This window comes from Nodosilinea sp. FACHB-131 (assembly GCF_014695395.1).
Lineage (GTDB): Bacteria > Cyanobacteriota > Cyanobacteriia > Phormidesmidales > Phormidesmidaceae > Nodosilinea.
The window spans coordinates 210,603-222,783 of record NZ_JACJOF010000013.1 but is presented as its reverse complement, the minus strand read 5'-3'; the positions used below and the strand labels follow the sequence as shown (position 1 = coordinate 222,783).

Annotated in this window: 12 protein-coding genes; 6 read left to right on the top strand and 6 right to left on the bottom strand. The window is 58.0% G+C overall.

What is annotated here, in order from left to right:
• The first annotated feature begins 104 nt into the window (after nucleotides 1–104).
• Both H6F75_RS09450 and H6F75_RS09445 read left to right on the top strand, forming a co-directional pair.
• The gene (locus tag H6F75_RS09450) at nucleotides 105–767 is read left to right on the top strand and encodes a DUF938 domain-containing protein (RefSeq protein ID WP_190751470.1); all 663 of its coding nucleotides are present in this window, start codon (nucleotides 105–107) and stop codon (nucleotides 765–767) included.
• A gap of 37 nt (nucleotides 768–804) precedes the next feature.
• Nucleotides 805–1,098 carry a hypothetical protein gene (locus tag H6F75_RS09445; RefSeq protein ID WP_190751468.1) on the top strand — a complete coding sequence of 98 codons (294 nt, stop codon included), beginning with the start codon at nucleotides 805–807 and terminating at the stop codon, nucleotides 1,096–1,098.
• A gap of 1 nt (nucleotide 1,099) precedes the next feature.
• Here the strand turns inward: H6F75_RS09445 and H6F75_RS09440 are convergent, their stop codons facing one another.
• On the bottom strand, nucleotides 1,100–2,071 hold the full coding sequence (locus tag H6F75_RS09440) for a threonine/serine dehydratase (protein WP_347710629.1): 972 nt from the start codon (nucleotides 2,069–2,071) through the stop codon (nucleotides 1,100–1,102).
• A 198-nt stretch (nucleotides 2,072–2,269) separates the two neighbouring features.
• Here H6F75_RS09440 and H6F75_RS09435 point away from each other — a divergent pair, with 198 nt between their 5' ends.
• Nucleotides 2,270–3,379, top strand: coding sequence for an extracellular solute-binding protein (locus H6F75_RS09435; protein WP_190751466.1), 1,110 nt, complete (start codon nucleotides 2,270–2,272; stop codon nucleotides 3,377–3,379).
• A gap of 120 nt (nucleotides 3,380–3,499) precedes the next feature.
• Here H6F75_RS09435 and H6F75_RS09430 read toward each other — a convergent pair whose 3' ends face one another.
• The 3 genes from H6F75_RS09430 to H6F75_RS09420 all read right to left on the bottom strand — a co-directional run bounded on the left by H6F75_RS09430 (nucleotide 3,500) and on the right by H6F75_RS09420 (nucleotide 7,404).
• Nucleotides 3,500–4,345, bottom strand: a complete 846-nt coding sequence (locus H6F75_RS09430; RefSeq protein ID WP_190751464.1) for a hypothetical protein — start codon at nucleotides 4,343–4,345, stop codon at nucleotides 3,500–3,502.
• 23 nt (nucleotides 4,346–4,368) lie between these two features.
• Nucleotides 4,369–7,008, bottom strand: coding sequence for a TIGR03960 family B12-binding radical SAM protein (locus H6F75_RS09425; RefSeq protein ID WP_190751462.1), 2,640 nt, complete (start codon nucleotides 7,006–7,008; stop codon nucleotides 4,369–4,371).
• Nucleotides 7,009–7,086: 78 nt separating this feature from the next.
• Nucleotides 7,087–7,404: an STAS domain-containing protein gene (locus H6F75_RS09420; RefSeq protein WP_190751460.1), complete on the bottom strand. Its 318-nt coding sequence runs from the start codon at nucleotides 7,402–7,404 to the stop codon at nucleotides 7,087–7,089.
• 317 nt (nucleotides 7,405–7,721) lie between these two features.
• On the opposite strand from H6F75_RS09420, the gene H6F75_RS09415 reads away from it, so the two are divergent.
• A complete protein-coding gene (locus H6F75_RS09415; RefSeq protein ID WP_190522619.1) occupies nucleotides 7,722–7,955 on the top strand; it encodes a hypothetical protein in 234 nt (77 codons plus the stop codon).
• A 143-nt stretch (nucleotides 7,956–8,098) separates the two neighbouring features.
• Here H6F75_RS09415 and H6F75_RS09410 read toward each other — a convergent pair whose 3' ends face one another.
• Nucleotides 8,099–8,491, bottom strand: coding sequence for a hypothetical protein (locus H6F75_RS09410; protein WP_190751458.1), 393 nt, complete (start codon nucleotides 8,489–8,491; stop codon nucleotides 8,099–8,101).
• 323 nt (nucleotides 8,492–8,814) lie between these two features.
• Here H6F75_RS09410 and clpS point away from each other — a divergent pair, with 323 nt between their 5' ends.
• Both clpS and H6F75_RS09400 read left to right on the top strand, forming a co-directional pair.
• Nucleotides 8,815–9,102, top strand: coding sequence for an ATP-dependent Clp protease adapter ClpS (clpS, locus tag H6F75_RS09405; protein ID WP_190751456.1), 288 nt, complete (start codon nucleotides 8,815–8,817; stop codon nucleotides 9,100–9,102).
• On the top strand, nucleotides 9,095–9,967 hold the full coding sequence (locus H6F75_RS09400; RefSeq protein WP_190751453.1) for a CPBP family intramembrane glutamic endopeptidase: 873 nt from the start codon (nucleotides 9,095–9,097) through the stop codon (nucleotides 9,965–9,967). Before clpS ends, H6F75_RS09400 begins: the two co-directional genes overlap by 8 nt.
• Here H6F75_RS09400 and ppk1 read toward each other — a convergent pair.
• The gene (gene ppk1 / locus H6F75_RS09395; protein WP_190751451.1) at nucleotides 9,956–12,124 is read right to left on the bottom strand and encodes a polyphosphate kinase 1; all 2,169 of its coding nucleotides are present in this window, start codon (nucleotides 12,122–12,124) and stop codon (nucleotides 9,956–9,958) included. The two genes, H6F75_RS09400 and ppk1, sit on opposite strands and share 12 nt — an antisense overlap.
• Nucleotides 12,125–12,181: the final 57 nt, after the last annotated feature.

Genomic DNA, 12,181 nt, shown 5'->3' with positions numbered 1-12,181 from the left:
GGGGCAAGAACAGGTAAACTTTGAGCAATGCAGTATCTCTGTAGCATGGGCAAAGCTTGCTCTCACCAGACACTGATTGCTCTCACCTCGCCCTAGGCATTGCTATGTTCACCTCCCCCGATGCCCGTCGCTATGCCCCTGCCACCGAGCGCAACCGCGAGCCGATCTTAGCGGTGCTCCAGCGGGTGCTGCCCCCCACCGGCACCGTGCTCGAAGTGTCGAGCGGCACCGGAGAGCACGCCGTATTCTTTGCGCCCCACCTCGCGCCTCGGCAGTGGTTGCCCTCAGACCTCGACCCCGGTGCCCGAGCTAGCATCGCCGCTTGGCGAGAGGCCGCTCCTGCCGCAAACCTGCATGCACCCATCGCGTTAGATGCGGCGGCTCCCCTATGGCCAGTCGAATCTGAAAACTTCAGCGATCTGCTCCCAGAACTCGACTTGCAGCAGCACCCCATCACCGCTCTGGTCAACATCAACATGATTCACATTGCTCCCTGGGCTGCCTGCTTGGGTCTGCTAGCGGCAGCGGGGCGAATTTTGCCGCCCGGCGGTATTCTGTATCTTTATGGGCCTTACAAACAGAACGGGCAGCATACCGCCCCTAGCAACGCTGCGTTTGACGACAGCTTGCAGGCCCAAAATCCTGAGTGGGGCGTGCGCGATTTAGAGGCGGTGGTGGCCGCCGCCAAAGTCCACGGACTGGCGCTAGTCGAAACTATCGCCATGCCTGCCAACAATCTCTCGGTGGTGTTTAGGGCGATCGGTTAGCCTGATGGCCGCTTCGTTAGGGCGGTTTCGTTAGACTGTGGCTAACCTGCGTTCTGAGGTCGCCATGATTATTAGCAGCCTTCAGTTTTTAACCAGCAATGCCACCTATCACGACCTAGCTCTGCGCTGCCAAGAGTATCTGCACTACCAGCAGCGGGGCTGGGCCGACCAGCGAGAGCTGGCCGAAGATATGCTGTTTAACCTGCTGGTGGAATATTTGGTCGGGGCCGGGGTGCCTCGCCCTGCCGCCGAGCAATTCTGCACCGATAGCGACAACCTGACCGAGCTGGCGATGCGGATCTCGTCCACTCTGGGTCCTGTGGTGGCTTAGTCTATAGTCCTGCTGTCCCCGCACCGCAGATCAAAGCGCAGACCACTTCACCGGGCTGCGGTTGGTATTGGTTGGTCATCAGGGCGGCGATCGCTGCTCCGCCGCTTAGCTCTGCCGCTACCCCCAGCTCAAACCACAGCCAGCGGCAGGCCTCAACCATCGCTTCATCGCTGACCAGCACAAACTTATCCACGTAACGGCGAACGATCTCAAAGGTTAGGGGTTCCGTCTTACGGGGCGCCAGGGTGTTGGCCAGGGTGGGGGTGGCCTCTAGCTCAAGAATTTTGCCCGCTTCGACGCTGGCTTTTAGAGTGGGTGCGCCTACCGGCTCAATGCCCACAATGCGAATGCTGGGCTTGAGCGCCTTAGCCGCCAGGCTGACGCCGCTGATCAAACCACCGCCGCCGATGGCCACCAGCAGTGTGTCGACCTGGGGCAGGTCGGCCAAAATCTCTAGGGCCAGAGTGCCCTGCCCGGCAATCACTTGCGGATCATCAAAGGGGTGAATGTAGGAAATTCCTTGGGTGGCGGCCACGGTCATGGCCGCTTGATTGGCTTCGTCCCAGTCGCTGCCTGCAAACACCACCTGCGCTCCCCACTGCCGCAGCTTCTCGGCCTTGGCGGGGGGCACGTTGCTGCCCAGATAAATGGTGGCAGGCACCTGAGCCAGCCAGCCTGCATAGGCCACCGCGAGCCCGTGATTGCCCCCCGAGGCGGTGATGATGCCCCGCTGGAGGTCAGCGGCCGAAAGACTTTTCAGGGTGTTCACCGCCCCTCTGGCCTTGAAAGACCCGGTCACCTGCAAACAGTCGAGCTTAAGCCACAGGTCGGGGCAGCTGGGGATAGGCTGCTTGATTGCGATCGCAGGCACCAAAGGCGTGTGCCGAATGTAGGGGGCAATGCGATCGCGGGCTGCCTTAACTTCATCTAGGGAAGGCTCATTGAGCGCAGGGGGCTCATCCAGATTAGGCACAGCATTGCTCTAAATAATCTGCTGACTGTGGAGAAAAAAGTACACCAGCCGGGCCAGGCTGAGACCAATAAACGACACCAAAATAACGGTAATCGAGACATTGACAATATCGCGGACGGCTTTCATGGGCGTAGACTAAAGCGCTATGGTTTAGATCAGTATTCTCCCCTGGCAAGGGGGCGCGGGGGCCAAATGCTCATGAATCGTCGCAGCTTTTTAGCGGGGGCCAGCGGGTTGACCCTGGCTACGCTCTTGGCCGGTTGCCAGCGGTCCAGTGCTGCTAACCTGCGGCTGGCCATGGTGGTCAACTCGGTGCCCGCTCAGTTGCTCAAAGCGTTTCAGCAGCTGCCGGAGCGGGGCAGCAGCGTGGCGGTGACGCCGCAAGAGTCGCTGCTGGGGCTGTACAGCCTGCTGCAAGACTGGCACGGTGAGAAAGAAGGAGCGGCACCGATGGCCGACTGGGTGAGTTTGGCCGATTATTGGCTGGCTCCCGCCATTCGTCAGGAGCTAGTGCAGCCGATTGAGGTAGGGGCAATTCCCCGCTGGGAAGACCTGAATCAGGTTTGGCCACAGCTGGTGCGCCGCGATCGCAGCGGCATCCCCAGCCCCGAGGGCAGCATCTGGGCCGTGCCCTACCGCTGGAGCCACCTGGTGCTGCTCTACGACCCCGCTCGTTTACCCCGCAAGGCCGCTCAGCTCAAAACCTGGGCCGACTTGCTCCGGCCTGAACTGGCGCGCCGTCTGGTGCTGCCCGACCATCCCCGTCTGGTGCTGGGGCTGGCTCAAAAAGCCTTGGGGGCCTCCGCTAACAGCCCAGACCCAGCTGCTGTTTCAGGCTTAGATACCTTCTTAGCCAAGCTGCACCAGCAGGTGCGAACCTACGACTCGAATTACTATCTTGAGAGTTTGATCGTTGGCGACGCGACCGCTGTAGTGGGCTGGTCAGACGACGTACTGCCGCTGCTGCGCCAGTACCGCCATTTAGCTGTCGCGGTGCCCCCCGAAGGAACACTGCTGAGTGCCCAACTCTGGGTCCGGCCCCAGCCGGTGCCCGCCCCTGCTCCGGTCGCGGTCGACTGGCTCAATTTTTGCCTGGGGGATGACTTTGCCACCCAACTCGCCATCTTTGGCCACACTACTTCGCCCTTACTATGGGGGACTGACCCGCAGCAACGACCCGAGCCCCTGCAAACGCCGCCGGAGATCGTGCTGACTCCGGCGATCGCTGACCAGAGCGAGTTTCTCCTTCCCCTCAAGGCCGAAGCTGAAGAGCGCTATGGTCGGCTGTGGCAAAGCTTGCGCGCCTAGCTCATGGGACAGGCTCGAACATCTGGGGTTCAGGGTCTACGGTGTAAGGTTCAAGGTTGGTTGTGAATCTTGAAGCCTGAACTCTCCTAACCTGTATCCTTGGTTTGGCAGTCTATTAGTCTATGGGCTTTCGCTAGGCTCTATGGCCTGGGCCGTGGGGGCGGGTTGGTAGCGGCGCTCTCCCTCTGCCACTAGGTTGCGCTGAAGCTGCACAATCAACGCCGAGTCTAAGTTAGCCGAGCAGGCATAAACGTTGTTCTCAGAGTCCAAAGGCAGCCCTGGCTGGTCGACAAAATCACAGGCGTAAAGCCCTGCCATGCGGGAGGTGCGAGAATTGCCCTGGAAGAAGCGGAGGTTGTGCCCAAAGTCCCGGGCTGCTGTGCCGAACTGGTTAAGCACGGCGTAGCGCTCGTTGTAGGTCAGCACCGACCACATTTGGGGGTTGACCATCACGTCGACCACCGTTGTGCCCGAGTCTTCAATCTGGTAAGAAATCCAAGATTCCACCAGACGTCGTCCGCCCAGGTGCGATGTCAGCGAGTCGCGATTCCACCATAGGCTGGGCAGGGTCATGCTGGTCGGGGAAGCGCGGCGACTATCGCTAGACAGCGAACCATCGACAATGCGATCGGTAAAGTCGTCACCGTTGCCTAACGACGCGGTGGGAAACATTAATAGCTGACAGAACGTTTGGTTGAGTTCGGTCGATCGCCCTGGCCAGTAGCTAGTAAGTAGCTCGTCTGGGCAGCAGGCCGCATCAATGATGGCTACTTCCCCGCTTTCTGGAACGGTACAGGCCTCCGACGACTGTGCTTGGGACGGGTTAGCACCCCCTACCATCAGCAGACCTGCCCCGGCGATCGCCAACCAGAGCCGCCGAGACACCCTCGGTTTAGCCTGGGCCCTAGAGTCCCAGATTTGCCCCTTCACTGATACCCGTGGTGAATGGCCTGGTGCTCCGTCCATGGTTGTGCCCCCTTGGGGTTTTTCTAAAGGAAAATGAGTCGGCTGCGATGCACGTGCTGTAACGCTAGCGGCTGGTTAGCCACCTTTTCTACCATGGAGACGACGTGCTCTGGGCGCAGCAGGTTCCCATCGTTGCGACAGTGGCCCACGGCTCTAAGCCAGACTCCATGGCTATCTCTAGGATACTCCAGACCTACGGGTAGAGGATGGTCTGGGCTAACCACCGCTAGCTCGTGCAGGCGCTCTCGCAGGTTAATGAGTTGCATCTTCCCAGACTTGGTTTTCTTCTCCCACAGCACCTCATCGAGCGCCAAAACAGCCTCGGTCCAGGCGATCCAAGCTGGAGCCGCTAGACTGGCGTCTTCCAGACTTACCTGTAGGTAATATTCAGCCTGATCGAGGATTTTGGTGGCAGAAGGCCCATCTAGGGGCACCTCGGCAATGGCGTAGAGCGGGATCTCCGGCGGCAGCTCAGCCCCTAGCCGCTGAAGAAAATCGGCAGGGGCGATCGCCTGAGTCAGCTCAAAATCCACTACTTCGCCGCTGCTGGTGGCCCCGAGCGGGAGCGCGTTGGCGGGCGACAAACGCGGCCCCGGATGGAAACCGCCGGTAAAGGCAATGGGCAGCCCGGCTCGCCGCAGGGCGCGATCAAACAGGCGCACCATGTCTAGGTGGCCAAGTAGGGCCATCGACCCCAGCTTGCCCAGGGTCACTCGCAGGCGCTGCACCCGCTCAGCGCTGGGCTGGCTGTGGCCGAGGAAGGCAGGAATGGGGGGTGGCGGCACCACCACATTGTGGCCAAAGTCGGGACCGCACACGCCGCAGTGGCTACACCCTTCAAAGGAACAGTCAGGAACTGTGGCCTCTTCTAGGGCGCGGTGTAGGTCCTCTTTAAGCCAGGCTTTGTCGATGCCGGTGTCGAGGTGATCCCAGGGCAGGGGGGTATCCAGGTTGCTAGCACCCTTGGCCGTGTCCATCACATTCCATTCGCCTTGGTCTACCTGGCGATACTTTAGGGTTAACCCAGCTTCGTCAATGGCTTGGGTCCAAGCTTTAAAGGCGGTTTCTAAGCTTTCCCACCAGCTGTCCATGCCAGCCCCCAGCTCCCAGGCGCGGCGCACTACGGCGGCTAGGCGGCGATCGCCTCGGCCGACAAAGTCTTCCATCGCCGAGATGCGCACGTCGGTAAAGTTGACCTTGGCCCAGCGCAGGGCTCGAAATTCTTCCCGCAGCAGCCGCTGCTTGCGCGAAAATTCCTCTGTCGAGACCGAGTGCCACTGAAACGGGGTGTGGGGTTTCGGGGTGAAGTTAGAAATGGTGATGTTAAAAGCCAGGGGGCGTCGTCCTGACTGGGTACAGGCTTGGCGCAGCCAGCGCACGGTTTCGGCAATGCCTAGGACGTCGGCATCGGTTTCGCCGGGCAGGCCGATCATAAAGTACAGTTTGACCCGGCCCCAGCCCTGCTCGTGGGCCGTTTTGATGCCGCGCAGCAGCTCTTCATTGGTCAACCCTTTATTAATGATGTCGCGCATGCGCTGGGTGCCCGCCTCGGGAGCAAAGGTGAGCCCAGTGAGGCGGGTGCCACCAATGATATTGGCAATGTTTTCATCGAAGCGGTCAACCCGCTGGCTGGGCAGCGACAGCGAAATATTTTCGTCCTTGAGGCGATTTTTAACCTCTACCCCCACCGCTGGCAGAGCCAGGTAGTCAGAGCAGCTCAGCGACAGCAGCGAAAACTCGTCATAGCCGGTCTTGCGCATGCCGGTTTCAATGGCGTCGATGACGGCCTCTGGCTCCACATCCCGGGCTGGGCGCGTCAGCATGCCGGGTTGGCAAAAGCGGCAGCCCCGAGTGCAACCCCGCCGAATTTCCACGGTTAGGCGATCGTGGACCGTTTCGACGTAGGGCACCAAGCCCATGGCATAGGCCGGAATGGGGGTAGCTACCCGGCGCAGCACCCGTGCGGGTACATCGGGCCGATTGGGATGCACCGAGCCATCGTCAGCCATATCGTAGAACCGAGGCACGTAGACCCCTGGCACCTGGGCTAGATCGAGCAGTAGGGCCTCTCGGCTCAGGCCAGCCGCCTTGCCCTCTTCCATCACCAGGGCAATCTCGGGCAGTAGCTCTTCACCGTCACCCAGAGCCACAAAGTCAAAGAAGTCGGCGTAGGGTTCAGGGTTAGAGGTGGCCGTTTGGCCACCGGCAAAAATTAATGGCCAGGACCCTGCCTCAGGGGCAAAGGCTCCGGCCTGGTCGCGCTCCTGCCAGGTGAGCGGAATGCCTGACAGCGATAGCATTTCGAGAATATTTGTGGCCCCTAGCTCATAGCTGAGGCTAAAACCCAGGATGTCAAAGTCGGTCAGCGATCGCTGCGACTCCACCGCAAACAGCGGCGTCTGAGTCGCTTTGAGCTTGGCGGCGAGGTCAGATGCGGGTAGGTAAGCGCGATCGCACAGCTGTCGAGGTTGAGCATTTAAAATGCTGTAGAGAATGATGTGACCCAGGTTAGAGGCCCCAACCTCGTAGACCTCAGGATAAGTTAGCACCCAGCGCACGCTAGCCCCATCCCAGGGCTTGTGAACGGCACCAAGCTCATTACCTAGATAGCGACCCGGCCGAGAAACCTCGGCATTCACCAATGTGTTAATTGATACAGACACGATCTAGCTGCCCCAAACGCTCGCAAGCATGACCACCATACTATAGCGAGGCGGGAGTGAGCTTTGCTAAGACTGAAATTAAGCGGCTACGGGCAACTCATCCACCATCTCAAAGGCGCGATCGAGCTGAGTAAGTTCAAACACAATGCGAATAGCGGGCGGCACAGAGCAGAGGCAGAGGCGCTTTTGGAGCTGACGAGCGTGCTTCAGAGCCGACACCAGAGAAATCAGCCCAGCGCTATCGAGCGACTCGACTTGGCTCATGTCTACGAACAGGCCATCGGTCCGGTCAGACTGAATCTTTTGCATTAAAGACGAATGGAAGTCGTGGGCGTTGGACGCATTGAGGGAGCCCTGGGCTTGAAAAATAGCCATTTCTTTAGTCATAGTCTGCATATTCGTACACTCCAAGATTATGGATAATGTTAAAAACTATTTAGAGCCAGCCTGCCATACGAAGACGATAATCGGAATCAGACCGGCCTGGGTATGTCTAGGGGCATAGTTGGTCATATCTTGATATAGATTCAGACCTGATTGATTCTGTGCTTCCGTGAATCTACTGAACATATCCCCAACGGTTGAATCATTTTGTGATTTGGATCACGAATTACCGTGGTAGAGTGCACAACTTATTTGGGGTGTCATCACTGGCGACAGCGTGGCCAAGCTTGACAATGGACAGTAACGAAATCACGCTCAGGTAATGGTTCATGGCCCCCACATTTTCCATTCGTCGACTGGTAGAAAAAGCACTCCACAGTGGGTTGCTGACCCCTGATATTGAGCAGGGTATTAATGCTGAACTGTCCCGCCTAGGGTATTTGCCCATTGGCGACTCCGAAGCATTAGAGCTGCTCATGTACGAAATGGACGAAGGCCGCATTCGGCTGGTTCCGGGATTTGGAGTATACGGTGAGTCGCTGCAGCATTCAGTGTCTAGCTAATGAGAGCGAGCGTTTAACTGTGGCCGAGGCCTAGACCACCACCCAGATTCCCAGCATTTTCAGGCCACCTCAGGACTTTCCCTAAGGTGGCCTTAGTATCTTTATGAAAGCTTTACAGAAGCTGTCCGGATTGTTGCCTAGTCCTAGAGGTTACTGGGGTTTGAGGCTTGGCGATCGGCCCACAGCCACTGCACAAACTCGTTGACAGTTAAATGCCTGCGGTCAGAGTCTAGGGGTAGTGCGGCTGCTGAGACCGTGGATTTGGCCGAGAGACTAGCTAGCAGCGGGATGACGTCGGTGTCTAGGGCGGGTTGCAGCTGCTCTAGGGGCCAGAGCATGTCGGGTACTGCTGGTTTAGTAGCCATCAGACTCGTGGCGTCGAAATCTGCTCCTAAGGCGATCGCTTCAGTTTCGCTAACTAGCGCCAAAGGCCTTATCCAGCCCGTGGGGCGCAGTGCTAACACCTGAATGACTTCAGCATAAAGACGGATTTGGCGGCACTCTAAAAATACAATTTGGCCTGTAACCAGAGTCATGGACGATCCAACAGGAAAACGAAGGGGACAGTAGCGTCTGTCAACTGTTTTCTATGGTACCCACCGTATTGGGCGATCGCTGGAATTTTTGAGCAGGCTGGATTGGCGCACCCATGGTCTTATCCTCTTTCACTGGCCTAAATGTCGGACAGTTGCTGTACTAAGTTATAGAAGCCGTGAACTGGGTAGGGCGGGTTGAGATTTTTCAAGCCTGCCTCTAGTGTCATGCTAAAACCATCGTGAAGTTTTATGATGGGAAAGTTGGCCTGGGCAAGGATGTTCTTGAAAATCTTCGCCTTGGAGCTTCGCAAGGAGGTATTACTGTGTCAGTTGAAACCATCGAGCGGACTACGACATCCACAGTGCGCAAGCCTGCGCCTCGCTACCGAGTGTTGCTTCACAACGACACCTTCAACTCAATGGAGCATGTAGTGGAATCACTGCTAAAGGTGGTGCCGAGTCTGACGATGCCTCAGGCCGTTGACATCATGATGCAGGCCCACACCGCTGGGGTAGCTCTGGTAATCACCTGTGCCCTCGAACATGCTGAGTTTTACAGCGAGGGATTGTGCAATCTGGGGTTGACTAGCACCATTGAGCCAGATGAGTAACTTGTCTGGGGTTAAGCTTCCCTGGGCCAAGCTGGCCAGTTATCCGCCGCTGGTGCGGGTGGTGGTCTTTTTGCTAATTGTGGTGGTGCTCTGGGCGCCCTTTGCTCTGCCGCTGTATAGTTTGGCGGGACGTGGCCTGTTGCCGGGGGGCGATTTATTCCCTACTGCTCTGCTGTACGTTGTCTTTTTGCTGGTGCTGCCCCGCTGGGAACGGGCGGTGCGGGCTGAAACGCAGCCCTGGGCAAAAATCGGGTTCGCTGGCCGCCAAGAATTGGGCCAGGGCATGGCAACAGGTGCTCTGATCGGAGCAGTGAGCCTGGCACTACTGGCGGTAGTGCAGCTGACTTTAGGCTGGGCCGTGCTGGACGCGGATGGTGCGCGGGGCGTTAGTCTGTTGCAAACCGCCTTGATTGGGGCTCTGGCGGCTACCGCTGTTGGCTGGTCAGAAGAGGTGTTGTTCCGAGGCTGGCTGCTACGGGAGCTGGAGCAGGGTTGGTCACCGGGGACGGCTTTAGGGGCAACTAGCCTAATTTTTGCGATCGCCCATTTTATCAAACCCCTCGATGCGATTCTGGCCCTGCTGCCTCAGTTAGCAGGGCTATTGCTGTTAGGTCTCGTGCTGGGATGGGCCCGCCGCATACCAGTAGGAGTCAACAAAACCGGGCTAGGCCATCCGGTAGGTCTCCATGCTGGGCTGGTATGGGGCTACTACATGCTTGAGGTGGGTAATTTGCTTCAGCCCACTGGTGTCGTCCCCGCCTGGGTAACTGGCCTAGGCGGTAACCCCCTCGCCGGGCTGCTGGGAATGACGCTGCTGTCAGGGTTAGGGGTGGTAGTATTTCGCTGGAGCCGTTCACTCGGCTAAGGGTTTGGCAGCATTTGCCATCAGCTGCTCCTGAACACTGCGGATCTTCTCGTCTGCCTTAGGGCGGCGCTGGCGGTAGCTACCATCGGTTGCCAGATCCCAAGCCCGCCGGTTGTCTTCCAGGCACAGATTGAGAATAGCCTTGAGCTCTCCCTGCAGCGCTGGGTCGATAACGGGCACCATCACCTCCACCCGGCGATTGAGGTTGCGCGGCATCCAGTCAGCGCTGCCTAGGAGCACAACCTCCTCTCCCCCCTGCTGAAAATACAAGATGCGAGAGTGCTCTAGGAACTGCCCCACAATGCTGATGACGCGAATATTGTCGCTTACTCCCGGTACCCCTGGCCGCAGGCAGCAGATGCCCCGCACAATTAAATCAATTGAGACGCCTGCCTGGGAAGCCCGATAGAGTAGCGCAATTAAATCCGGGTCTACCAAAGAATTCAGCTTGACGATGATGCGGCCCCCCTTTCCCTTTTTCTGGCAGGCGATTTCGTGCTCGACTAAGCTGACCAATTGCTGGCGCATAGCTATGGGGGCGACAAGCAACTGGCGGTAAACCTGCTGGCGGGAATAGCCGGTTAAATAGTTAAATAGCTCAGAGATATCGGCACCCACATCGTCTCGGGCGCTGAGTAAACCGAGGTCGGTGTAAACTCTGGCGGTTTTAGGATTGTAGTTGCCTGTGCCAACGTGGTAGTACCGCCGAATGTGCTGTCCTTCACGGCGCACCACCAGCGTGACTTTGCAATGGGTTTTAAGCCCCACCAGGCCATAGACGACGTGCACTCCTGACTGTTCGAGCTTGCGGGCCCAGTTGATGTTGTTTTCTTCGTCAAAGCGGGCCTTGATCTCGACTAAAACCGTCACCTGTTTGCCGTTTTCTGCGGCAGAGATCAGGGAGCTGACAATGGGAGAATCGCCAGAGGTTCGGTACAGCGTCATCTTGATGGCCAGCACTTGAGGATCGTGGGCTGCCTGAGTGATGAATCGTTGCACCGTTGCTGAGAATGAGTGGTAGGGATGGTGCACTAGCTGCTCCTGGCGCCGCAGCAGCGAAAACAGATCTTCGGCGGTCTCGAGGGTCGTGTCGTCGTCGTCTACCCCTGGCGGGCTGAGGCGCTCTAGATCAGGGGGCACGGCGGCTGTCCAACTGGGGGCTTTGAGGTCAGGCAGGGGTAGGGACATAAAGGTCATTAGGTCTCCTAGCCCCAGCAACCCGTCAATGTTGTACACATCGGTTTCGGCCAGGTCCAGTTCTTCTGTCAGCATGGCTCGCACCGGGCCTGGGGTGGAACGCTGAATTTCCATGCGTACCGCTGACCCGCCCCGGCGACGCTTACGTAGCTCTTGCTCAACCGCCAGCATGAGGTCGTCGGCTTCGTCTTCTTCGACTGCTAGATCGGCGTCGCGGGTGATGCGAAAGCAATAGTGTTCCTGCACCACCATGCCGGGGAAAAGAGCGGACAAATTGGCGGCAATGATTTGTTCGAGGGGTACCCCTAGCCAGCGATAGATTTTACTATCCACTTCTTCCCCCTGCGGTTCTGGTAGGGGAACAAACCGGGGGAGCACTCGAGGCACTTTAACTCGGGCAAAGTGAGGCTGCTGGGTATGGGGGTCTTGCACTACGACCGCCAGGTTTAAGCTGAGGTTCGAAATGTAGGGAAATGGATGGCCTGGATCGACGGCTAGAGGGGTTAAAACCGGGAAAACTTGCTCTTCAAAGTAGTCGCGGCAGTAGGTCTGCTGAGCGGCTGTCAGCTCGTCATAGTCGAGCAGCCAGATCCCCTGGTCGGCCATCTGCTGTCTGAGTTCAGTGCTAAAGGCCTGGTGCTGCTGCTCGACAATGGGGCGCAGCGCTTTGCTGACATCGTCGATGTGTTCTTGCGGCGATCGCCCATCGGGCGATCGCCGCGTCACCTGGGCCTCGATCCGCTGCTTGAGGGCGGCTACCCGCACCATGAAATATTCGTCTAGGTTGGTGCTAAAAATTGCCAAAAACTTCAGCGCTTCTAACAGTGGAGTGCGATCGTCTAGGGCTTCATGGAGCACCCGTCGGTTAAATTCTATCCAGCTCAGCTCGCGGCTAATGTAGTACTGAGGATCGCTGAGATTGGCAGCTGGTTTACCACTGCGCCGCTCTACCGTGGCCATTGTTTTAAGACTCCCCTGAAAGTGACTCTCGGTTACCCAATTCAGGGTTTTCCTGGC